The following is a 19882-nucleotide window of genomic DNA, read 5'->3' as shown; positions in this document are numbered from 1 at the left end:
TGGAGGTATCGATGCCCGCGGACGAGTTCGATTACGACTGGATCGTGGTCGGGTCGGGATTCGGCGGCAGCGTGGCCGCACTGCGCCTGGCCGAGCGCGGCTATTCGGTCGGCGTGCTCGAGTGCGGGCGCCGCTACGAAAGCGAGGACCTGCCGAAGTCGACCTGGGACCTGCGAAAGTACTTCTGGATGCCGAAACTCGGGCTGCGCGGCATCCTGCGGATCACGTTGTTCAAGGACGTCTCGATCCTGTCCGGCTCCGGCGTCGGCGGCGGCAGCCTCGTCTACGGCGCCACGCTCTACCGCGGCACCGACCGGTTCCGCGCCGAGGTCGACAAGGCGGTCGGCGAGACCACCGACCTCGACCCGTACTACGAGGTCGCCGAACGCATGCTCGGGGTCGTCGACACGCCGAGGCAGTCGTCGCGCGACCGGATGATGCTCGCCACCACAGACGACCTCGGCATGAGCGCGCGGCAGTTCCACCAGACCCGGATGGGCGCGTTCTTCGGCGAACCCGGCCAGACCGTGCCCGACCCGTACTTCGGCGGCGAGGGGCTGGACCGCGCCGGCTGCACGTTCTGCGGCCGGTGCATGGTCGGCTGCCCGAACAACGCGAAGAACACCCTCGACAAGAACTACCTGCACCTCGCTCAGCGGCGCGGCGCGACGATCACCGCCGAGCGGATGGTCACCGACGTGCGCCCGGCCGGCGCCCCGGACGGTTCCGACGGATACCTGGTCACCTCCGTCCGCCCGGGCGCGTGGTTCCGCCGCCGCACCCAGGTGCAGCGCGCTCGCGGCGTCGTGTTCGCGGCCGGGCCTATCGGCACCAATCAGCTGCTCGCCGGCTGTAAACAGAACGGCTCCCTGCCCGGGCTGTCCGACCGGCTCGGCCATGACGTCCGCACGAACGCGGAATCGATCGGCGCGTTGACGCTGCGGGACCGCGACAGGGACATCGCGGAGGGCGTCGGCATCAGCGGCAGCCTCTGGATCAACGACGACATCCACCTGGAGAGCGTCACCTACGGCGGCGCCGCCGATTCGCTGGGCTTGTTCTTCCTCCCGCTGACCACCGGCGGCACCCGGCTCACCCGCCCGCTCCAGCTCGTCGGCCGGATCCTTCGCCATCCCGTCGACTTCCTGCGCAGCATGAACCCGCGCGGATGGTCGCGCCGCTCGATGTCCGTCGGCGCGATGTGGAACCGGGACGGCGCACTGGAGCTGCGGCCCAAGGGGCGCCGGTTCGGCAAGGGCGTCCGGCTCCAGACCCATCCGGACCCGAACAACCCGAACCCGACGGTCATCCCCGAGGCCAACGATTTCCTCTCGTTGATGGCCGACAAGTACGACGGGATCCCGCAGCTGTGGGCCACTGAAGCGTTCGACATGCCGTTCACCGCGCACATCCTCGGCGGCGCGATCATCGGCACCTCCCCGGAAACCGGCGTCATCGACCCGGAGCACCACGTGTACGGCTACCGGAACCTGCTGGTCACCGACGGTTCGGCGATGCCGTCGAACGCGGGCGTCAACCCGAGCCTGAGCATCACGGCACTGGCCGAACGCGCCATGGCGAGCATCCCGGCGAAAGACGGCACGCCGTTTACCGGCGGTGTCGGCTACCAGCACGGGTGTCAGCGATGACCGGTGCTGGCGCGGCCGCCCCCGTACGGATCGACCGTCCCCTCGCCGGGGTCGCCGTGGTCGTGTTGAATCGGCCGGACCGGCTCAACGCGATGAAGCCGTCCACCATGCCCGACCTGGTCGAAGCTCTCGAATCGCTCGCCGCCGACGAGGACGCGAGGGTTGTCGTGCTCACCGGCTCCGGTCGCGGCTTCTGCACCGGGATGGATCTCGCCGCGCTCGACGAAATGGCACCGATGGAGATCCGCGCGCAAACCGAGTGGATGCGCGACCTGATGCGCGGTTCGATCGCCCTGTCGAGGCTGCCCCAGCCCACCATCGCCGCGGTGAACGGCCCGGCGACCGGCGGCGGATTCGGTTACGCGATGGGCTGCGACCTCCGCATCGCCTCTCGCTCGGCGCTTTTCGCGGCGACGTTCGTGCGGATGGCGATGGGCCCGGACGCCGGGCTGTCGCACACGCTTCCGCGCGTCGTCGGCCACGCCAAGGCGCTGGAGTTGCTGCTGACCGGAGCGACCGTGGATGCCCTGGACGCACTCCGGCTGGGCCTGGTCTCGGAGGTCGTCGACGACGCCCTGGCCGAGGCAGTGGACCTGGCCGCACGCATCGCGGAGACACCCGCCCATGCCAGCCGAAGCATCAAAGCAACCCTGCGCGCAGCGGCGGCTGCGGACTTCGAAACAACGGTGAACGACATCGAGGCGCCAGCCCAGGCCGAGCTGGTCTGTCACCCGGATTGGCTCGCCAACGCCGAAGGCTGGTTCGGGCGGCACAATCCCCGGTGAGACAAGGAAAAACCGCCACCTGCCGGGCGCGACGAACCGGCTCGTGCGGCACCGGACGGGCACGATCAACCCGGGAGTCCACGCGGACGAGATCTCGCAGCAACTGGGGACTGCGAGCCAGCCATGGTCGGCCGCGACGAGACAGGGCTACATTTCCCGCCTCCGCACCTGGCTTGGCCACGACGGCGACGGCGGCCTGTACCTGCCCAACGTGGATGCCAAGAACGGTGGCTACCGCCTCTCCGGCACCGTGCTCTGCGACTGGTTCCGGTTCCAGCACCTCGTCAAGACCGCTGGCGGCGAGGACCGGCTCTCGCAGCTGCAACAGGCGCTTGATTCTGGTCGAGGGCATGCCTTTGAGCAATGTCCCCAAGGGGCGTTATGAATGGAGTTCCTGGCATCAACGCGACATGATCGACCAGGTCGTCGAGGTCGCCCACACGCTCGTCACCGGGTACCGCGAGATCGGCGAACTCACGCTCGCGCGCCGGGCCGCTGCTCGCGGACTTCGCGCCGAACCGGTGAGCGAACTGCTCAGCCGTGACTTGCTGCGGACGGAGCTGTTGGCAGGCAACCGCGTTGCGGCGGCTGCGATCGCGGATCGGCTCGAGGAAACCAGCCTCGCGCTCGGAGTGGCGTTGGAGGACGAGACCAGTGACCTGCTGAAACAGGCCCTGTAGCAAGCGGGGCGCGGGCGGACCCACTGTCGGTGCTCCCGCCCGCGCCCTGTGCGGATCTCTCGGTCGTCAGGCGGCCAGGATTCTCGGCCGCTCTGGTTCGTTTTCCAGCCGGGCGATCCGGCCGGTGGCTTTCCAGCCGCGCAGGATGCGGCGTCCATAGTTGTGGGTGTTGGCGACGCGATCGAGTTCCGCACCGGTTGGGGTGCGTCCGCGTGCGTGTTCGTGGACGAAGTGCTGCCACATCCGTTGCTCGGCGGTGAGCTGCGGGGTCTCAGCCTCGTGTTCAGGGCTGAGCACTGCGGTCTCGGCGGAGGTCTCGGTTGTCTCGTCCGGTTGCGCGGGGCTGTGGTGCAGCGCGCGGTTGAAGAGTTCGACCGCGAGGAGAAGCGCGATGGGCGGGCTTGCGGCGACGATGACGCTCAGGATGGTGAGGTTCTCGGCTGCGCCGATGTTGGCGCAGAGGGAGAGCGAGATCCCGAATGAGAAGGCAGCCCACGCGGTCCGGCGGACGGTGTTGGTGGTGTGTTTCCAGAGTTCGACGGTCGCGATGACGAGGAGGGCGTCGACGATCAAGGGCCAGATCGCGGCGGTGGTCGGGTCGGCGCCGAAGCGGAGCGCGAAGGCGCGGCCGTGTCGGTAGGAGGCGTAGGCGGCTCCGAGTGCGACGAGTGCGGTGCAGGCGCATTGCACTGCCAGGGAAGCGGTCCATCGCGGAGTGCGGTTCATTGCGCGGCTCCCGGAAGGTGCTGGTGCGCCAGGGGATGCGGTTCGCCGATGAGGGCGGCCAGGGCGGTGGCGACGTCGTGGATCGTGGCTTTGATGTAGGTGACGGTGGAGTTGTCGGAGGAGTCGAAATGCCCGGCCTAGGCGTGGGCCACGCCGAATCCGAAGCGGCGTTCGACCCAGGTGAGGGTGGTGTGGCGGAGCCAGTGGGTGGAGATGTTCTGGTTGCGCACGAACGGCAGGTGCTGTCCGGTCCGTTTCCAGAGGTGGTCGTAGCGGCGTTTGGTGATGGGTTCGCCGTTGCGGTACCGCAGCAGCTGTCCGTCGGGGTGTGTCGAGCCGCGCTGGGTGCCGTGGTCGAGAAGAAGTCCCATCAGCGTAGGCGAGACTGGTTGGAAGCGGCTGGTGCCTTCTTTCTCGCGGAGGTAGACGAGACATTCGTCGGGTTCGAGGTCTCGGGGGCGGAGCGCGAGTGCGCCGCCGCGGCGGCCAGCGGTCTCGGTGTGGAGCCTCAGCAGGAGGGTGTCGAGGTCGGGCTCGTCGCCGGTCTCGGCGGCGACGGTGTTGATCTCGGTGAGTTCGTCCGCAGTCAGTGCTCGTCTAGGCGAGGGCAACCGGCGCGGTTTCGAGACTTTGAGCGCGGGGTTCTGAAGTTCGGTGAGCAACTCGTCGTCGACGGCGTGGCGGTAGAGGCAGCGCAACGCGGCGATGAAGTTCTCCATCGCGTACCTGCCTCCACGGGAGTTGCTCCGCACCAACGCCGTCGCCCGGGATTGTTCGGCGAGCGTCTTGATCTCCGACGGGGTGGGTTCGTCGATCCGCCGGTCGCCCCACGCTGCCTCGGCCTTTGCCCAGTAGCTGGAGTAGGAGCGTGCGGTGGCGGGGGACACCGAGCGCGCCACCACTGGGATGTAGAGGGAGAAGGTCGGCATTTCGGCCGTTGGTTCCGGTTGGCTGAGCAGGTCGGCCGGGGTGAGGCCCATTTTCGAGAGCAGGAGCCGGGCGGCGTCGAGTTCGGCTTGGCTAGTGGTCATCGCCGCTGCCTCCGATCAGGGAGGCGTGTCGCGCGAGGACGATCTTGTCGAGTGCGGCAGTCGGGTGAACGACCAGGATGTTCTCTCGGGTGTCGGCGACGAGCAGTGCCTGGTCGCCGGTGCGCAGGCGGCACGGTCGGCGGAGCAGGAGCGGGACGACGACTTTGCGTTTGGGGTCCAACGCGAATACGCCGTGCCGGTCCGGGCGGAACACGACGGATGTCCCGACGACGGTGGCGGCGAGCCGGACCGACGTCCGCCACTGGAGCTGCGCGAGGACAGTGGTCGCGGACAGCCGTCCGGAGGCGTCGAGGCGGGACAGCGCGTAGACCAACTCCGCCTGCCGGGCCGGAGCCGGGGGAGCTGGCAACGGGAGTCGTTCGTTGTCCGGAGCAAGCGATGCGAGAGGCCCGGCGGGCCCGGCTCCGGGGATGAGCGGTGGTACGACGGCGGTCATGCGGACCACCGTCCGGCGACCGTGACAATGCTGGTCAATGAGGAAAGCCGACCACCCTTGTGCTGGGTGATCGGCTGCTGCGAGATTTGGGGAAATCTCACCATTTTTGGTGTCCGAGGGGGGACTTGAACCCCCACGTCCGTTAAGGACACTAGCACCTCAAGCTAGCGCGTCTGCCATTCCGCCACTCGGACTTGCTGATAAAGAGAGTATACGACGGTTGGGCATGCCTTTTCAGGGGGGTGTGTAACCAGCTCGAAGGCTCGCATGAGAAGATCATCTGTTCTCGCCATTCTCAACCCCTGCCTGAATATCTGCAGGTCACCGCTGTGCGGGCACGGATCAAGGCATGGCTCCTGCCACCGGAGCGAGCATGTTGCTGATCTTGCCAGGTGAGCTGGACGGTTCGTGTTTTCCCGGTTGGTGCCATGGCCGTGGCGCGGTCGGTTCGAGGCTCTCGCCGAAGTAGCCCTGGGAGCCAGTTGCCAAGGACTGAGACGCCTTCGTCAGGCGCTGATCATCGTCACCACACCGGACGTCACGATCAGGCCCACAATCGCTCGGTCGAACACCGCGCGTGGGACGCGGCCGATGAGGCGGCCGCCGAGGATGTTTCCGGCTAGGGCGGCTGCGATCAGGATCGGGAGCTGGGTGCCTAGAGCAGCGGTGTCGAACTGGCCTGCGGTGACCAGGAGCAGCAGGGACAAACAGTTGGTCACCACGAAATAGCCTGCCAGGTCGCCGACGAAGGTTCTTGGGGGGACTTTTGCGGAGGCGAGCAGGACGGCTGGTGGGGCGCCGTTGAGGGAAGTCGTCGTGGAGAGATAGCCGCCTAGCAGGCCGGCGATTGTTTGTTTCGTTGTGGTCGCGGGGTGGGCTTCGCGGGTTGGGCGGAGCAACAAGCGCAGGCCGGAGAGTACGACCACGGCGCCGGCCAGGATGCGGAGGGCGTGGGGCGGCAGCAGGTGCAGCGTGAGTGCGCCGGCGGCGGCACCGGGGAGGGCTGCGGCGCCTAGAACTGCTACGCGGCGCCAGGCGATGTGGGCTCGTTCGCGGTGGAGCACCGCAAGCCTGGTGATCATGGTGGCGACCAGGTTGATCACGACCACTTGCGGCAGCGGGAATCCGATCAACAGCAGCAGGGGAGTGCCGACCAGGGACGCGCCGAATCCCGTCAGGCCGCCGATGAAGCCTGCGAAGGCGATGGCTAATGCGCCGAGGATCATGTGGCCGCCTGGCGGGTGGATGCGGGCCCTACGCGGGGTGGGGCCGGGGCTAGAGACGTTGCCTGGCAAGTGGAGTAGGGGATTCCGCGCCGCCGGGGAGGGATTGTCGTGTTGAGGCACCGGACAGCGCGGGACGGTGAGCCGTGCACGCGCGATGAGGCGGGGTGGTCGGGATCGGGAGACGCCGCCTGGCTGGTGCGGGTCACGTGACCACCGCTTGGCCTACTAAAGCCAGCGACAGCACGGCGAGGATTCCTAGCACGATCCGGCGGGCATCGCCGCGGGCGTGGTGGTACAGCCAGGTTCCTGCGGCGACTCCGGCAAGGGCGATGGGGAGGAACAGCGCCGTTTGCAGGAGGACGTCGCCGGTGAGCAGGCCGCCGGCCCCGGCGGTGGTGACGGTCATCGAGTCGGCCGCCAGGAAGAAGACGACCAGGCTCGCGCGGTTCACTGCCATCGGCAGCGGGGACGCCAGGTACATCAGCACGACTGGCGGGCCGCCCATTCCGCAGGCTCCGTTCAGGACTCCGAAGGCGGTTCCCATGCCCGCGCAGGCGGCTCGGCCGGGCATGCGCCGGGTTCGGTGGCTGAAGGCCAGGGCCAGCGCGGAGAGTCCGACTGCCAAGCCGACGGTCAGTCTTGTCGCGCGTTCCGGCAGCGCTGCCAGGAACCAGATGCCGGTCGGCAGTCCCAGGAGTGCGCCGGTCAGGAGCCAGCGGACGGACGGGCGGTGGGCGTCGGGCCAGGACTTCGGCAGCAGGGTCACGCTGGAGGCCACTTCCAGCAGGAGCGTGCTCGGGACCACCGCGGGCGGCGGGAGCACCAGGCACAGGCAGCTCACCCAGATCAGGGACGCGCCGAAACCGGAGTAGCCGCGGATCAGGCCCCCGGCCAGCAAGGCAGCGATCGCGAAGGCCATCGCTGCCGGGGGTAGCTGCCAGAAGGTCATCGGTGCGCAGGGGGAGTGGGAACCCTGGACGGGTGCGGCATCTGACCTCCACGACGCGGGCGGATCGGTTTACCTTGCGGGACGTCTGGTCGCGGCGGTAGGTCCAGAATCGTGGCATCGGGAGGTGCCAGCCGGGTGGGACCTCCCGATGTCGAGAACTGGCAGGCCAAGCGAGGATCTGCGGGCGAGCGGGGCGAAACTGCGGCCGGTCGGGTATCGGCAGACGACGCCAGGCTCCCGGGTCGCGACCGGAAGCCTGGCGTCGTCAGGAGAACCCAGCCGGGCGAAAGGTCCGGCAGACCAGACGCCCGGGCTGGAACAGACCGGATCAGGTCGAGGCGACCCCGGCCTCGCCTCGCGAGGAGTCCGTCTCCGTCACCGCGGCGGGACCGGCCGGACGGCGTTTGCGGACCTGGTACGCGATCAGGATCAGCACCAGGGTCACCGCGCTCAGCCAGAACTGCGAGCGGGTCGACGGGAGGAACGCCATGGCCAGGATGACCGCCGCCATCAGGGCGATGGTCGCGTAGCTGAGCCACGGGAACAGCCACATCTTCAGGCTCAGCGCGCCGGGATCGGTGTTCTGCAGGCGTTTCCGCAGCCGCACCTGGGCCAGGGCGATGGCCAGGTACACGAACAGCGCGACCGCGCCGTAGGAGTTCACCAGGAACTGGAAGATCAGGTTCGGCGAGGTGTAGGCCGCGATAACCGAGACGTACCCGATGACAGTCCCGGCGATGATGGCTCGGCGAGGGACGCCGCTGCGGGACAGCTTCGTGAACATCTTCGGGGCGTCGCCGTTGCGGGTCAGGGCGAACAGCATCCGCGAGGACGTGTACAGGGCCGAGTTCAGGCAGGAGAGCACTGCCGTCAACACGATCGCGTTCATGATCGTCGCTACGGCGGGGACGCCGAGGACGTCCAGGACCGCGGCGTACGGACTCACTGCGGTGTCGGGGGCGTTCCAGGCCTTGACCGCGACCACGACGAAGACCGAACCGACGTAGAACAGCACGACGCGGAAGACGATGGAGCGCATGGCCTTCGCGATCGCGCGGCGCGGTTCAGCCGACTCGGCGGCGGCGATGGTGACGATCTCGGCGCCGGTGTAGAAGCCGACGCAGGGGACTACCGCCGCCAGCACTGCGCCGATGCCCATGGGGGCGAAGCCGCCGTGGGAGACCAGATTGCTGACGCCTCCGTGGGAACCGGGCCAGATGCCGAACAGGTAGAGGGCGCCGACCACCAGGAAGACCAGGATCGCGATGACCTTGATGGAGGAGAACCAGTACTCGAACTCGCCGTAGGACCGCGCCGAGACCAGGTTCGTGGCGGTCAGCAGCACGAGCAATCCCAGGCTCAGCACCCACAAGGGCACGTTCGGCAGCCACAGCTGCAGGATCCGGCCGCCGGCCACCGCTTCCACGGCGACCACGATCACGAAGAAGTACCAGTACATCCAGCCGACGGTGAAGCCGGCCCGGTTGCCCATCGCCTCCCTGGCGTACACGTAGAACGAGCCGAGCGCGGGCCGCGCGACGGTCATTTCGGCCAGCATCCGCATGATGAGCACGGTGATCAGGCCGGCGATGAAGAACGAGACCACCGCCGCGGGCCCGGCCGACTGGATGACCACGCCGCTTCCGACGAACAGGCCGGCGCCGATCACGCCGCCCAGTGCGATCAGATTCATGTGGCGTTGCTTGAGACCCGGTTTGAGACCGCTCTGGGCGGCTGTTTCCGGTGCAGAACCCACGTCTCCTCCTTCCGGCGGCGCCGGGGGACCTCGATGTCCCCGCGCCGACTGCCGCCGCGATGTCGCTGAGAGCTGCTGTGTGGTTCCCGTCACCGTAGGAAGGAACAGGTCCCTCCGCGAGAGCCAGATGCTAGCGATGCTCCGGTACCAGAACGACCCGGTTCCGGACAGCAGGACGGGCGCCGGGCACCCTTGGAACAAAGAGGTACCCAGCGCCCGTCGCGGCTATCCGTCAGGGCTGGATCGCCTTCTCCACGTCGGTGAGCATGCCGTCGACGCCGTGCAGGAGCTCGTCCAGCACGTCCGTGTCGGCCACCAGCGGCGGCGAGATCATCAACATGGTCGCGCCGCGGTCGTCGCCGCGGAGGATGACTCCGGTGCGGCGGAACGACTCCGGCAGGACTTCCCGCAGGACGGTCAGCGACTCCTCGTTGGTCAGCTCGCGGCCGCCGTCGCGGTCGGCCATCAGCTCGATCGCGTAGAAGAAACCGGTGCCGCGGACGTCCTTGACGCACCGGTGCGCGTCCTTCAGCGACTCCAAAGCCGCCTGCAGCTTCGGGCCCTCGGAGAGAACGTGCTCGGGCACCTTCTCGTCGCGCATCGCGCTGATGTTGGCGACCGCGATGGCCGTCGACACCGGGTGGCCGCCCCACGTCGCGCCGTGGGTGAAGACGCCGCCCTTCGGGGAGTCGTACAGCTCGGTGACCAGCTGCTCGCGCACGATCACGCCGCCGAGCGGGGCGTAGCCCGAGGTGGAGCCCTTGGCGAAGGTGATCAGGTCCGGTACGACGCCGGTCAGGCCGTGGCCGAAGAAGTGGCCGAGGCGGCCGAAGGAGCAGATGACCTCGTCGGACACCAGCAGGATGCCGTACTTGTCGCACAGCGCCCGCAGCGCCGGCCAGTAGCCCTCCGGCGGGACCAGCGCGCCCCGGCCGTTCTGGACCGGCTCGGCGAAGACCGCGGCCACCGTCTCGGGGCCTTCCTCGAGGATGACCGCCTCGATGGCGCGGACGCAGTCCAGCTGGTCGGCCGGGCCGCAGTCGCCGGTGAAGCCGAGGGTGTTCGGGACGTGTCGGATGCCCGGCAGCAGCGGGCCGAACGGCTCCTTGATCTTGGGCAGGCCGGTGACCGACAGCGCGCCCATCGTCGTGCCGTGGTAGGCCATTTCGCGGCTGATGATCTTCGTCCGCTCCGGCGCGCCCTGGCTGCGGTGGTACTGCCGGACGAACTTCAGCGCGGTCTCGACCGCCTCCGAACCGGAGTTCACGAAGAACGTGGTGCCGAGGTCGCCGGGGGCGAGGTCGGCGATGATCCGGGCGGCCTCGATCGACGGCGGGTGCGCCGAGCCCCAGTTGCTGGCGTAGGCGAGGGTGCCGACCTGCTCGGCCGCGGCCTTGGCGATGTCCGCGCGGCCGTGGCCCATGTTGACGCAGAACAGCCCGGCGAGACCGTCGAGGTGACGGCGGCCCTCGGTGTCGATCAAGTAGCTGCCCTCGCCGCGGACGAACACCGGGAATTCGCTTTGCCAGGTGTCCTTGCGCGTGAAGTGCGGCCCGAGGTGTCGGCGGGCAGTGGCCCGCAGCTCCGTGACGTTCACCTGGCGACCTCCTGTGTGTGCGAGAACGGGAATGTGTCGACGATCGCAATCTTTCTGGTCCACGCCCAGAGCCAGAAAGAGGCCGATCACTAGGGCCAGATCGGGGCCTGGACGCGAAAAACCGGCCGGGCGCGAAGGCCCGGCCGGTTCAGCAGTTCGCTAAGCGGGAATTACACGTAGTCCTGGTACTTCTCCAGGAACCGCACCGGCTTCGACAGCGCGTCGCGGCGGAACGGGTCGCCCAGCTCGCGGGTGCACATGATCTCGATGACCGTCGTGCGGCCCTCGTTCATCTGCGCGTCCACGGCCTTCTGCAGCGCCGGGCCGACGTCCTCGAGCTTGTCCACGACGATGCCGTCCGCGCCCATCGCCTGCGCGATCCCGGCGAAGCTCTCGCTTTCCAGTTCGCCCGCGACAAACCGGCGGTCGTAGAAGTCGACCTGGTTCTTCTTTTCCGCGCCCCACTGGCGGTTGTGGAACACCACGGCGGTGACCGGGATGTCGTGGCGCACCGCGGTCATGATCTCGCCCATGCTCATGCCCCACGCGCCGTCACCGGCGTACGCGATCGCCGGCCGGTCCATCGCGGCGGCCTTGGCCCCGATGATGGTCGGCAGCGCGTAACCGCAGTTGCCGAAGGACATCGGCGCGAAGAACGACCGCGGCTCCTCGAAGCGCAGGTAGCTGTGCGCCACGGAGTTGATGTTGCCGATGTCGGTGGACACCATCACCCGCGCGGGCATGGCCTTCTCCAGTTCGCGCAGGACCTGGCGCGGGTGCAGCCAGTTGCCCTCCTCCTGGTCCTGCTCGGCGATCATGTCGAGGGAGTACGGGTCCTTCTCGTGGGTCCACTCGGTGAGTTCTTCTTCCCACGCGTCCTTCTCGGCCTTGATGCGCCCGGCGCGTTCGTCGCGGGTGGCGTCGCTGGCGAGGGTGCGGTCGGCGAGGCGCTCGGTCAGCGCGGCGGCGGCGGCCTTCGCGTCGCCGCAGATGCCGACGGTGATCTTCTTGACCAGGCCGAGCATCTTGTGGTCGGCGTCGATCTGGATGATCTTCGCGTTCTTGGGCCAGTAGTCCATGCCGTGCTGGGGCAGGGTGCCGAACGGGCCGAGCCGGGTGCCGAGCGCGATCACCACGTCCGCCTGCGAGATCAGCTTCATCGCGGCCTTGGAGCCCTGGTAGCCGAGCGGGCCGCACCACTGCGGGTGGCTGGCCGGGAAGCTGTCGTTGTGCTGGTAGCTGTTGACCACCGGCGCGCCGAGGCGTTCGGCGAGCGCCTTGCACTCCTCGACGCCGTCGGACATCACGACGCCGCCGCCGGAGATGATGACCGGGAACTCCGCGGTGGCCAGCAGTTCGGCGGCCTGGGCGAGGCTCTTCTCGCCGCCGGGGCCGCGGTCGAGCCGCTGCGGTTCGGGGATCTCGGTTTCGATCTCGCCGTAGAAGTAGTCGCGCGGGATGTTCAGCTGGGTCGGGCCGAGTTCCGCGTGCGCCCGGTCGAAGGCCCGCGCGGTGTACTCCGCCATCCGCTTCGGGTTGTTGACGTGCGCCTGGTACTTGGTGAACTCCTGGAACATCGGCAGCTGGTTGGCTTCCTGGAAGCCGCCGAGGCCGGTGCCCATCGTGCCCGCCTCGGGCGTGATCATCACGACCGGGCTGTGCGCCCAGAACGCCGCCGCGATCGCGGTGACGCAGTTGCTGATGCCGGGGCCGTTCTGCCCGATGACCACGCCGTGCCGTCCGCTGACCCGGGCGTAGCCGTCGGCCATGTGCGCGGCGCCCTGCTCGTGCACGACCGGGACGAGCCGGATGCCGGCCGGCGCGAAGATGTCCATCGCGTCCATGAACGCCGAGCCCATGATGCCGAAGATGTCGGTGACGCCGTTGGCCACCAGCGTCTCGACGAAGGCCTCGGACGGGGTCATCTTCGCCGTTCCGCTGACGACGGTGCGGCCGTCGCCCGTCTTCCTCTCCGCCATGGTGAACTCCTTCGACGCTGAAAGTCTTGGTTTTCGGTACGTGGTGTTCGTAAAAGCTGAACGCGATGGACGATAGGACGCGGCGGGCGGCAGGTCAACCGGCAGTTGCTGGAAAACGAGACAGAATGTGCTAGTTTTCGGAACGTGAGTGAGTTGCGGAAGACCAGCGCCGTGGAACTCGTGCGCGAGCCGGACGGCGCGGGACTCGACGGAGACACCCCGACCATGCGGCTGTTCGCGCTGCTCGAGCTGATCGCAGCGAAGGACCAGCTGGTGACGCTGCAGAGCCTGGTCGAGGAGACCGGCCTGCCGAAGCCGACGCTGCACCGGATGCTGCAGCAGCTGGAGGGCGCGGGGCTGCTCGTGCGCCAGGCCGACGGGCGGCATTACGGCACCGGCGACCGGCTGCGCCGCCTCGCGGAGAACCTGCTGCTCAACGCGACGCATCACGGCGCGCGCCGCGCGGTGCTCAACCACCTCGTCGACGAGCTGGGGGAGAGCTGCAACATCACCGCGCTGTCCGGCAGCGAGATCGTCTACCTCGACCGCGTCGAAACGCCCGAGCCGCTGCGGTTCTACCTGCGGCCCGGTTCGCGGGTGCCGATCCACTGTTCGGCCAGCGGCAAGATCATCCTGTCCCAGATGAGCCCGGCGCAGCGGCGCAAGCTGCTCGCGCACGCTCCGCTCAAGCAGTACACGGCCAAGACCGTCACCGATCTCGACGCGCTGGAGGAGGAATTCGCCCGCATCCGGCGCGACGGATTCGCGCTGGACGACGAGGAATTCCTGCCCGGGCTCGTGTGTGTGGCGGTTTTGGTGCCCAGCCGCACCGGGCGGTCCAACCTGGCGGTGGCGGTGCAGGCCCCGGTCATGCGGCTCACCGCCGACAAAGCTTTGCAGGCGCTTCCCGCGTTGCAGCGGGCCGCCGAAGCGATCAAGGAGGTCGAGGCCGAGGGGTCGGCCGACGACGCCGACAGCATCCCGTCCTGACGGAGGTCCCCCGATGAACCCGTTGAGCGGCAACGGTCCCGACGCCCGGATCGCCGTGCGCGACGCGTTCGGTCTCGATTCGAGCCTGGTAGTCCCGTGCTTTTCCGAACCCGACGAGCACGTGCCCGAGATCGATCCGGCCTACCGGTTCAACCCGGACGTGACGCTCGCGTTGCTGGCCGGGTTCGCGCACAACCGGCGCGTGCTCGTGCAGGGATTGCACGGCACCGGCAAGTCCACCCATGTCGAACAGGTCGCGGCGCGGCTGAACTGGCCGTGCCTGCGGGTGAATCTCGACGGGCACCTCAGCCGGCTCGACCTCGTCGGCAAGGACGCGGTGGTGCTGCGCGAAGGCAAGCAGGTCACCGAATTCCGCGAAGGAATCCTGCCGTGGTCGCTGCGGCGGCCGACGGCGCTGATCCTCGACGAGTACGACGCGGGACGGCCGGACGTCATGTTCGTCATCCAGCGGCTGCTCGAACGGGACGGCAAATTCACGCTGATCGACAGCAACACCGTGCTGCGCCCGCATCCGGGTTTCCGGCTTTTCGCCACTGCCAACACGGTGGGGCTGGGCAATCTCAACGGGCTTTACCACGGCGTGCAGCGGCTCAACCACGCGCAGATCGACCGGTGGAACATCGTCGCCGCGCTGGATTATCTGGCCCCGGAAGAGGAAACCGCGATCGTGCGGGCGCGCGTGCCGGGGTTGTCCGGGCCATTGGTCGAGGCGATGGTGGCGGTCGCCGGGCTGACCCGCGAAGGCTTCCGGGCGGGCGATCTGTCGGCGCTGATGTCGCCGCGCACGGTCATCACGTGGGCGGAGAACTGCGAGATCTTCACCGATCCGGCGCTCGCGTTCCGGTTGACCTTCCTGAACAAATGCGACGAGGCCGAACGGCCGGTCGTCGCCGAGTACTTCCAGCGGTGCTTCGACCAGGAGCTGGCCGCGGCGTGAGCACGCCCGAGACCCGGCGGCGCCAGCAGGTCGAGGAGCTGTCCGCGGCGGCGATCCGGGCGGTCAGCGGGTCGCCGGACGCGCATTTCCGGGGCGGGCGCTTGCATCGCGGCACGCGTCCGGTGCCGATGCCCGCGCCGCATCTGCTGGCCGACGACGAGGATCTGCAGTCGTTCCGCGGCGTGGCGGACGGGATGGCGCTGCACCTGAGCCGGTCCGATCGGGCGCTGCACAAGCGGTTGCGCCCGGACGGCGGTGTCGAGCGGCTGCTGTTCGAGCTGCTTGAGCAGTTCCGGGTGGAGTCCCTGGTTCCGGCCGGTTTTCCTGGCGTGACCGCGAATTTGCGACGGCGGCACGAACGCTGGTCGCTGTCGGCGCACCACAGTGGACTGACCGAGTCGGCGCGCGGCGTGCTGATTTACACCGTCGCGCAGGTCGCGCGGGCTCGGATCACCGGCGAGCCGGTCGTGGAAGAGACCGAGGATCTGATCGAAGCGACTCGGGCGGCCATCGCGCCGATGCTGGGTACGCAGCTGGCTGGGCTTCGGCGAAATCGGGCTGATCAGGCTGCGTTCGCCGAGCACGCGCGGGCGCTGGCGGAAGCGGTCGCGGCGTTGCTGGAGCCGGAGAATTCTGAAGAGGATGAGGACGAAGCGAAAGCTGCGGCGTACGCGTTGCTGCTGGATTTCGACGACGAAACCGGCAGCGAGGAAGGCGGTGTCGCGGGCCTCGGCGACCACAAAGGACCGGTGGCGGCCGGGCAGTATCGGGTTTTCACCACCGCTTACGACCGCGAGGATCGGGCGGGACCGTTGGTGCGGCCGGAATTGCTGCGGGAGCTGCGCGAACGGCTTGACGCTCGGGTTGCGAAGCAGGGCGTCAACGTGGCTCGGCTCGCGCGGGAACTCACCGCGGTGCTCGCCGAGCCGGAGCGGTCCGGGTGGGACGGTGCGCAGGAGGAAGGGCAGATCGACGGCCGTGCCCTCGCGCGGCTGATCGCGACGCCTGCCGATCATCGCGTGTTCCGGGACGAGCGGACGGAACCGGTCGCGGACGTGCTGGTGACGTTCCTGATCGACTGCTCGGGGTCAATGAAGGCGCACCGGGAAACCGTTGCCGTGCTGGTTGATCTCTTCGCTCGCGCGCTCGATCTCGCCGGTGCCAGCTGCGAGATTCTCGGCTTTACCACGGGTGCTTGGCACGGCGGACGGGCGCGGCGGGACTGGATGCGCGCCGGGCGGCCGAAACACCCGGGGCGGCTCAATGAGCGTCGGCATCTGGTGTTCAAGGACGCTGCGACACCGTGGCGGCGCGCGCGGCGGGACGTCGCGGCGTTGCTGAAAGCCGATCTGTTCCGCGAGGGCATCGACGGTGAGGCGTTGACGTGGGCGGCTGAGCGGGCACGGGCGTGCGAGGCTCGGCGGCGGTTGGTTTTCGTGCTGTCGGACGGAAGTCCGATGGACGGCGCGACCGTGCTGGCCAACGAGGAGCGTTACCTCGACCGTCATCTCGTGCAGGTCGCCGACGGGCTGGAGCGGAGCGAGACGGAGGTGTACGGCATCGGGGTCGGGCTCGATCTCAGCGCGTACTACCGCCGCAGCGTGGCGCTGGACGCCGCGGAAGGCACGGGGTTCCGTGCCTTCCGCGAGATCCTCGATCTGATGACGCGTCGCTAGCCCGCTGGTTGCGCGACTGGCGAGACGGCGGCTGGTTCGTTGCGCTCCAAGGCGATCGGAGAGCGTCGCTTGCCCGGGGCGAGCAGGCTCCAGCCGAAGACGATCACCATGTTGACGCCCATCGACACCAACCCGGTGTTGAGGCCGCCGAGAGTCACGCCGGTCGCGTAGAGGACGACCGCGGTCACCACGCCGACGACCATGCCGGTCGCGATCGCGGCGGTCCGCACCCGACGCGCGAACAGGATCGCCAGCCAGCCCGGCACCACCTGGGCCAGGAGGTTGTAGGTCAGGTTCAGCACGGTGAGCATGAGCGTCGAGGCGGTCAGCGTGAGCACGGCGGCGAGCACCAGGAACACCGCTACCGCCACGACCGTCCAGCGCCGTTGCGCGGCGGGCCGGACGTTCGGGGCCAGGTTGCGGCTGACCATGCCGCCGATCGCCAATGCCGTCGCGGACAGCACCAGCACGCCGGACAATGCGGCACCGGCGGCCACCAAGCCCAGAACTGGTTCCGGCAGAAGGCCTTTCGCCGTCACCATGAAGACGGTGTTCGGATTCTTGAGGCCGGGGTGCTGCTTCAGCCCGTAGTAGGCGGCGAAGACGAGGAACGGGTAGATCAGCATGTACAGCGGCATCCACACCGTCGAACTCTTCACCGCCCGCTCCGAACGCGCCGGGAACACGTACGCGCCGCCGAAGCCGAGGTAGAAGACCACGCTCTGGAACAGGATCGTGGTCATCGCGAACCAGAGGTCCTGGCCGCCCATCGTGGTTTGCGCCCTGGCCAGCGCCTCCGGGCCGGTCACGCCGGACGTGCCGCCGGCGACCAGCACCGCGGCGAGGCCGACGAGCACCACGCCGAGCAGCATGAACGCGTCCTTGAGGATCGACACGAACGCGGGGGAGCGGATGCCGGACACGGCGATGTAGGCGAACGCGATGACCCCGGCCAGCAGGACGCACTGCACGGGCGTGAGCTTCAGCCCGAGGTTGCTCAGCACCACCTGCAGGCCGATGAACTGGTACTGGCCCCACGGCACGAGCGCGATCAGCATCGTCACGCAGGTGATCAGCTCCAGGGTCCGGCTGCCGTAGTGGCGGCCGAAGACGTCCGGGACGGTCATCGCGTCGTGTTTGCGCGCCGCGCGCCAGACTAGTGGGGCGAGGAAGTAGCCCAGCGAATAGGCGAGCAGGATGTAGCCGAGGAACCAGATTCCGTAACTCGCGCCGTGGGCGTAGATCCCGCTAGGGAAGCCGATCATCGTCCCGATGCTGTACACCTCGCCGACCGCCAGGAAGTACAGCAGCCACGGCGGGAACGAGCGGCCGCCGACCAGGAATTCGGAGATTCCGCCGCCGCGAGACGAGCGGCCCGCCCAGAGCGCGAGCAGGATCGACAGTCCCATTACGACGGCGACAATGAGAATCAGCATTACTGGTCCTCCTTCGCTGCGGGCTTGTCGGCCGGGTAGTGCTGACGGTCGAAGAACCGCCAGCTGATCCAGAGGCACAGGGTGGTCAGCGGGAAGCAGAGGAACATCCAGAAGAACACCAGCGGGAACCCGGCGACCGTCGCGGGCGAGCCCGCCACCAGCGGGATTCCGCCGAGGATCGCGACCGCGGGGATGCCGAGCCCGATGCACAGGCTCGGCCAGCTGCGGATCATCGGACACCTCCGGTGGGGATCGGATCGCGTTGCCAGACCAGCTGTCCGCCGATCACCGTGGCGTCGACGGTCAGGTCGCGGATCCGGCTCGGGTTCACTGTGGTCGGATCCTCGGACAGCACGATGAGATCCGCGAGTTTGCCGGCTTCGAGGCTGCCCTTGATCTCTTCCTCGCCAGCCAGGTAGGCCGCGTCGATGGTGTAGCCGCGCAGGGCCGCTTCGACGTCGATCGCCTGTTCCGGGCCCAGCAACTGGCCGCTGCTGGTTTGGCGGGCGACGGCGCACCAGATGCCTTCCAGCGGCGGCACCGGCGTGACCGGGGTGTCGGAGTGGAGTCCGAAGTGGATTCCGCGGGAGCGCGCCGAGGCGAGCGGGCTGATCCGGCGGGCGCGTTCCGGGCCGAGGAACACGTCGCGGTGGCGGTCGCCCCAGTAGTAGACGTGCTTGATGAAGAACGACGCCGCGATGCCGTTTTCGGCCATCCGGTCGAGCTGGTCTTCGCGGGCGGTTTGGCAGTGTTCGATCCGGTGCCGACGGCCGGTGCCTTGCGGTGCGCCGAGGCGGGCGTAGCCGTCGATGATGGCGTCGATCGCCGCGTCGCCGTTGCCGTGGACGGCGACCTGCCAGCCCGCGGCGTCGAGCGCGGCGATGCGGCGGGACAGTTCGTCCGGTTCGAGCAGCATCATGCCGTGGTCGTCGGGGGCGCAGGTGTAGCCCTCGGCCAGACAGCCGGTGCGGCCCTGGATCGAACCGTCCGCGACGATCTTGATGCCGTTCATGGTGAATCCGTCCGGATTGGACGGATCGGGCGGCTCGGGGGTGCCTTCGGCGAGGCCGGGCAGGAGGGTGTGGAAGAGGTAGCCGTGGATGCGGGTGTGCAGTTTTCCGGCGCTGGTCAGCATCCGGTACGCGGCGAGTTCCTGTTGGCCGCCGATCAGGCCGATTCCGGTGTCGTGCACGGAAGTGACGCCGTTGCGCAGGTACTCGGCGTCGGCCAGCTGGAGTGCTTGGGCCAGCTCGTCCGGGCCTTGCGAGGGCATCGCGGAGTTGACGAGGAATGCGGCGGTCTCGATGAGGAGGCCGGTCGGTTCGCCGCGTTCGTCGCGGGCGATGACGCCGCCGGGCGGGTCTGGCGTGGCCGCGGTGATGCCGACGGCTTGCAGCGCGGCGGAATTCGCCACGGAGAAGTGGCCGGTCACGTGGGTGAGCAGGACCGGGTTGCGCGGTGAAGCCGGGTCCAGGTCGTGCCGGGTGGGGTGCCGGTTGTCGGCGAGAAGCGTGTCGTCGTAACGGAAACCCTTGATCCATTCGCCGGGGCCGAAGTCGCGCGCCGCCTGCCGGACGCGGTCGGCGATGTCGCTGATCCGGTCGTTGGGCGGGCTTCCGGCGTCGACCGGGGCGGCCAGCGCCATGCCGAAGAACGACGGATGGTTGTGCGACTCCACGAAACCCGGGACGACGGTGCGCCCGGCCAGGTCGAGCACCGTCGTTTCGGGACCGGCGAGGGCGGCGATCGAGCGGTCGTCGCCGATTTCGGTGATCCGGCCGTCGCGGGCGGCGAGCGCGGACGCCCGCGTCCCGCCTCGGTCCAGGGTCAGCACCGTGCCCCCGAGCACCACCAGGTCGGGAGCCGGACGAGCGGATACAGCGGGTTCGCCCACGATGGGACCTCCTTGTCCACGTGTCCTGCCCCCAAGACAGTGCCGGGGGAGCTGGCCCGCGAACAGGTCCAGAAAGCGACCCGCGCGTGGGTC

18 protein-coding genes and 1 tRNA gene are annotated in these 19882 nt (G+C 68.6%); 7 read left to right on the top strand and 12 right to left on the bottom strand.

Annotated features, from left to right (window positions below):
- Positions 1-11: 11 nt before the first annotated feature.
- From AB5I40_RS05710 to AB5I40_RS05695, 4 genes are read left to right on the top strand one after another with little or no spacing between them, the layout of a single operon-like run.
- Positions 12-1649, top strand: a complete 1638-nt coding sequence (locus AB5I40_RS05710) for a GMC oxidoreductase (RefSeq protein WP_370937360.1) — start codon at positions 12-14, stop codon at positions 1647-1649.
- The gene (locus tag AB5I40_RS05705; RefSeq protein ID WP_370937359.1) at positions 1646-2434 is read left to right on the top strand and encodes an enoyl-CoA hydratase/isomerase family protein; all 789 of its coding nucleotides are present in this window, start codon (positions 1646-1648) and stop codon (positions 2432-2434) included. The genes AB5I40_RS05710 and AB5I40_RS05705 overlap by 4 nt, the downstream gene beginning before the upstream one ends.
- 43 nt (positions 2435-2477) lie before the next feature.
- Complete coding sequence (locus tag AB5I40_RS05700) at positions 2478-2819, top strand: hypothetical protein (RefSeq protein ID WP_370937358.1); 342 nt, start codon at positions 2478-2480, stop codon at positions 2817-2819.
- A 25-nt stretch (positions 2820-2844) separates the two neighbouring features.
- Positions 2845-3114: a hypothetical protein gene (locus tag AB5I40_RS05695; RefSeq protein WP_370937357.1), complete on the top strand. Its 270-nt coding sequence runs from the start codon at positions 2845-2847 to the stop codon at positions 3112-3114.
- A gap of 66 nt (positions 3115-3180) precedes the next feature.
- Here the strand turns inward: AB5I40_RS05695 and AB5I40_RS05690 are convergent, their stop codons facing one another.
- From AB5I40_RS05690 to xsc, 9 genes are all read right to left on the bottom strand, one after another.
- Positions 3181-3840, bottom strand: a complete 660-nt coding sequence (locus AB5I40_RS05690) for a DUF2637 domain-containing protein (RefSeq protein ID WP_370937356.1) — start codon at positions 3838-3840, stop codon at positions 3181-3183.
- Positions 3841-3977: 137 nt separating this feature from the next.
- Complete coding sequence (locus AB5I40_RS05685; protein ID WP_370937354.1) at positions 3978-4871, bottom strand: tyrosine-type recombinase/integrase; 894 nt, start codon at positions 4869-4871, stop codon at positions 3978-3980.
- A complete protein-coding gene (locus AB5I40_RS05680; protein WP_370937352.1) occupies positions 4861-5328 on the bottom strand; it encodes a hypothetical protein in 468 nt (155 codons plus the stop codon). The genes AB5I40_RS05685 and AB5I40_RS05680 overlap by 11 nt, the downstream gene beginning before the upstream one ends.
- A gap of 107 nt (positions 5329-5435) precedes the next feature.
- A tRNA-Leu gene (locus tag AB5I40_RS05675) sits at positions 5436-5522 on the bottom strand.
- Between the two features lie 312 nt (positions 5523-5834).
- Entirely contained in the window at positions 5835-6554 is a 720-nt protein-coding gene (locus tag AB5I40_RS05670; protein ID WP_370937351.1) for a sulfite exporter TauE/SafE family protein, read from the bottom strand.
- 202 nt (positions 6555-6756) lie between these two features.
- On the bottom strand, positions 6757-7473 hold the full coding sequence (locus tag AB5I40_RS05665) for a sulfite exporter TauE/SafE family protein (protein ID WP_370937350.1): 717 nt from the start codon (positions 7471-7473) through the stop codon (positions 6757-6759).
- Positions 7474-7831: 358 nt separating this feature from the next.
- Complete coding sequence (locus AB5I40_RS05660) at positions 7832-9196, bottom strand: amino acid permease (protein ID WP_370937349.1); 1365 nt, start codon at positions 9194-9196, stop codon at positions 7832-7834.
- 295 nt (positions 9197-9491) lie between these two features.
- Positions 9492-10856 (bottom strand): aspartate aminotransferase family protein, encoded by a 1365-nt coding sequence (locus AB5I40_RS05655; protein ID WP_370937348.1) that lies wholly within the window; start codon positions 10854-10856, stop codon positions 9492-9494.
- 170 nt (positions 10857-11026) lie between these two features.
- On the bottom strand, positions 11027-12835 hold the full coding sequence (gene xsc / locus AB5I40_RS05650) for a sulfoacetaldehyde acetyltransferase (RefSeq protein ID WP_370937347.1): 1809 nt from the start codon (positions 12833-12835) through the stop codon (positions 11027-11029).
- A gap of 144 nt (positions 12836-12979) precedes the next feature.
- Between xsc and AB5I40_RS05645 the strand changes: the two genes are divergently transcribed.
- Genes AB5I40_RS05645 through AB5I40_RS05635 form a run of 3 tightly spaced genes read left to right on the top strand, consistent with a single transcriptional unit; the run spans position 12980 to position 16459 of the window.
- Positions 12980-13825: an IclR family transcriptional regulator gene (locus tag AB5I40_RS05645; RefSeq protein ID WP_370937346.1), complete on the top strand. Its 846-nt coding sequence runs from the start codon at positions 12980-12982 to the stop codon at positions 13823-13825.
- A gap of 13 nt (positions 13826-13838) precedes the next feature.
- Positions 13839-14783: an AAA family ATPase gene (locus AB5I40_RS05640; protein ID WP_370937345.1), complete on the top strand. Its 945-nt coding sequence runs from the start codon at positions 13839-13841 to the stop codon at positions 14781-14783.
- Positions 14780-16459: a cobalt chelatase gene (locus AB5I40_RS05635; RefSeq protein ID WP_370937344.1), complete on the top strand. Its 1680-nt coding sequence runs from the start codon at positions 14780-14782 to the stop codon at positions 16457-16459. Before AB5I40_RS05640 ends, AB5I40_RS05635 begins: the two co-directional genes overlap by 4 nt.
- Here AB5I40_RS05635 and AB5I40_RS05630 read toward each other — a convergent pair.
- Genes AB5I40_RS05630 through AB5I40_RS05620 form a run of 3 tightly spaced genes read right to left on the bottom strand, consistent with a single transcriptional unit; the run spans position 16456 to position 19789 of the window.
- Positions 16456-17895 carry a sodium:solute symporter gene (locus tag AB5I40_RS05630; protein WP_370937343.1) on the bottom strand — a complete coding sequence of 480 codons (1440 nt, stop codon included), beginning with the start codon at positions 17893-17895 and terminating at the stop codon, positions 16456-16458. The two genes, AB5I40_RS05635 and AB5I40_RS05630, sit on opposite strands and share 4 nt — an antisense overlap.
- Complete coding sequence (locus tag AB5I40_RS05625; RefSeq protein WP_344273812.1) at positions 17895-18128, bottom strand: DUF3311 domain-containing protein; 234 nt, start codon at positions 18126-18128, stop codon at positions 17895-17897. The genes AB5I40_RS05630 and AB5I40_RS05625 overlap by 1 nt, the downstream gene beginning before the upstream one ends.
- Positions 18125-19789: an amidohydrolase gene (locus tag AB5I40_RS05620; RefSeq protein WP_370937342.1), complete on the bottom strand. Its 1665-nt coding sequence runs from the start codon at positions 19787-19789 to the stop codon at positions 18125-18127. The genes AB5I40_RS05625 and AB5I40_RS05620 overlap by 4 nt, the downstream gene beginning before the upstream one ends.
- Positions 19790-19882: the final 93 nt, after the last annotated feature.

Source organism: Amycolatopsis sp. cg13 (genome assembly GCF_041346965.1).
Taxonomy (GTDB): Bacteria; Actinomycetota; Actinomycetes; order Mycobacteriales; family Pseudonocardiaceae; genus Amycolatopsis.
Note: the sequence above shows the minus strand (reverse complement) of the source record. Positions and strands in the feature narration are given on the sequence as shown.

Excerpts from the sequence above, each read along its gene's own strand:
- xsc (WP_370937347.1), bottom strand. The coding sequence starts at position 12,835 with ATGGCGGAGAGGAAGACGGGCGACGGCCGCACCGTCGTCAGCGGAACG.
- AB5I40_RS05705 (WP_370937359.1), top strand. The coding sequence starts at position 1,646 with ATGACCGGTGCTGGCGCGGCCGCCCCCGTACGGATCGACCGTCCCCTC.
- AB5I40_RS05685 (WP_370937354.1), bottom strand. The coding sequence starts at position 4,871 with ATGACCACTAGCCAAGCCGAACTCGACGCCGCCCGGCTCCTGCTCTCG.
- AB5I40_RS05690 (WP_370937356.1), bottom strand. The coding sequence starts at position 3,840 with ATGAACCGCACTCCGCGATGGACCGCTTCCCTGGCAGTGCAATGCGCC.
- AB5I40_RS05695 (WP_370937357.1), top strand. The coding sequence starts at position 2,845 with ATGATCGACCAGGTCGTCGAGGTCGCCCACACGCTCGTCACCGGGTAC.
- AB5I40_RS05680 (WP_370937352.1), bottom strand. The coding sequence starts at position 5,328 with ATGACCGCCGTCGTACCACCGCTCATCCCCGGAGCCGGGCCCGCCGGG.
- AB5I40_RS05660 (WP_370937349.1), bottom strand. The coding sequence starts at position 9,196 with ATGAATCTGATCGCACTGGGCGGCGTGATCGGCGCCGGCCTGTTCGTC.
- AB5I40_RS05640 (WP_370937345.1), top strand. The coding sequence starts at position 13,839 with ATGAACCCGTTGAGCGGCAACGGTCCCGACGCCCGGATCGCCGTGCGC.
- AB5I40_RS05630 (WP_370937343.1), bottom strand. The coding sequence starts at position 17,895 with ATGCTGATTCTCATTGTCGCCGTCGTAATGGGACTGTCGATCCTGCTC.
- AB5I40_RS05710 (WP_370937360.1), top strand. The coding sequence starts at position 12 with ATGCCCGCGGACGAGTTCGATTACGACTGGATCGTGGTCGGGTCGGGA.
- AB5I40_RS05670 (WP_370937351.1), bottom strand. The coding sequence starts at position 6,554 with ATGATCCTCGGCGCATTAGCCATCGCCTTCGCAGGCTTCATCGGCGGC.
- AB5I40_RS05625 (WP_344273812.1), bottom strand. The coding sequence starts at position 18,128 with ATGATCCGCAGCTGGCCGAGCCTGTGCATCGGGCTCGGCATCCCCGCG.
- AB5I40_RS05665 (WP_370937350.1), bottom strand. The coding sequence starts at position 7,473 with ATGGCCTTCGCGATCGCTGCCTTGCTGGCCGGGGGCCTGATCCGCGGC.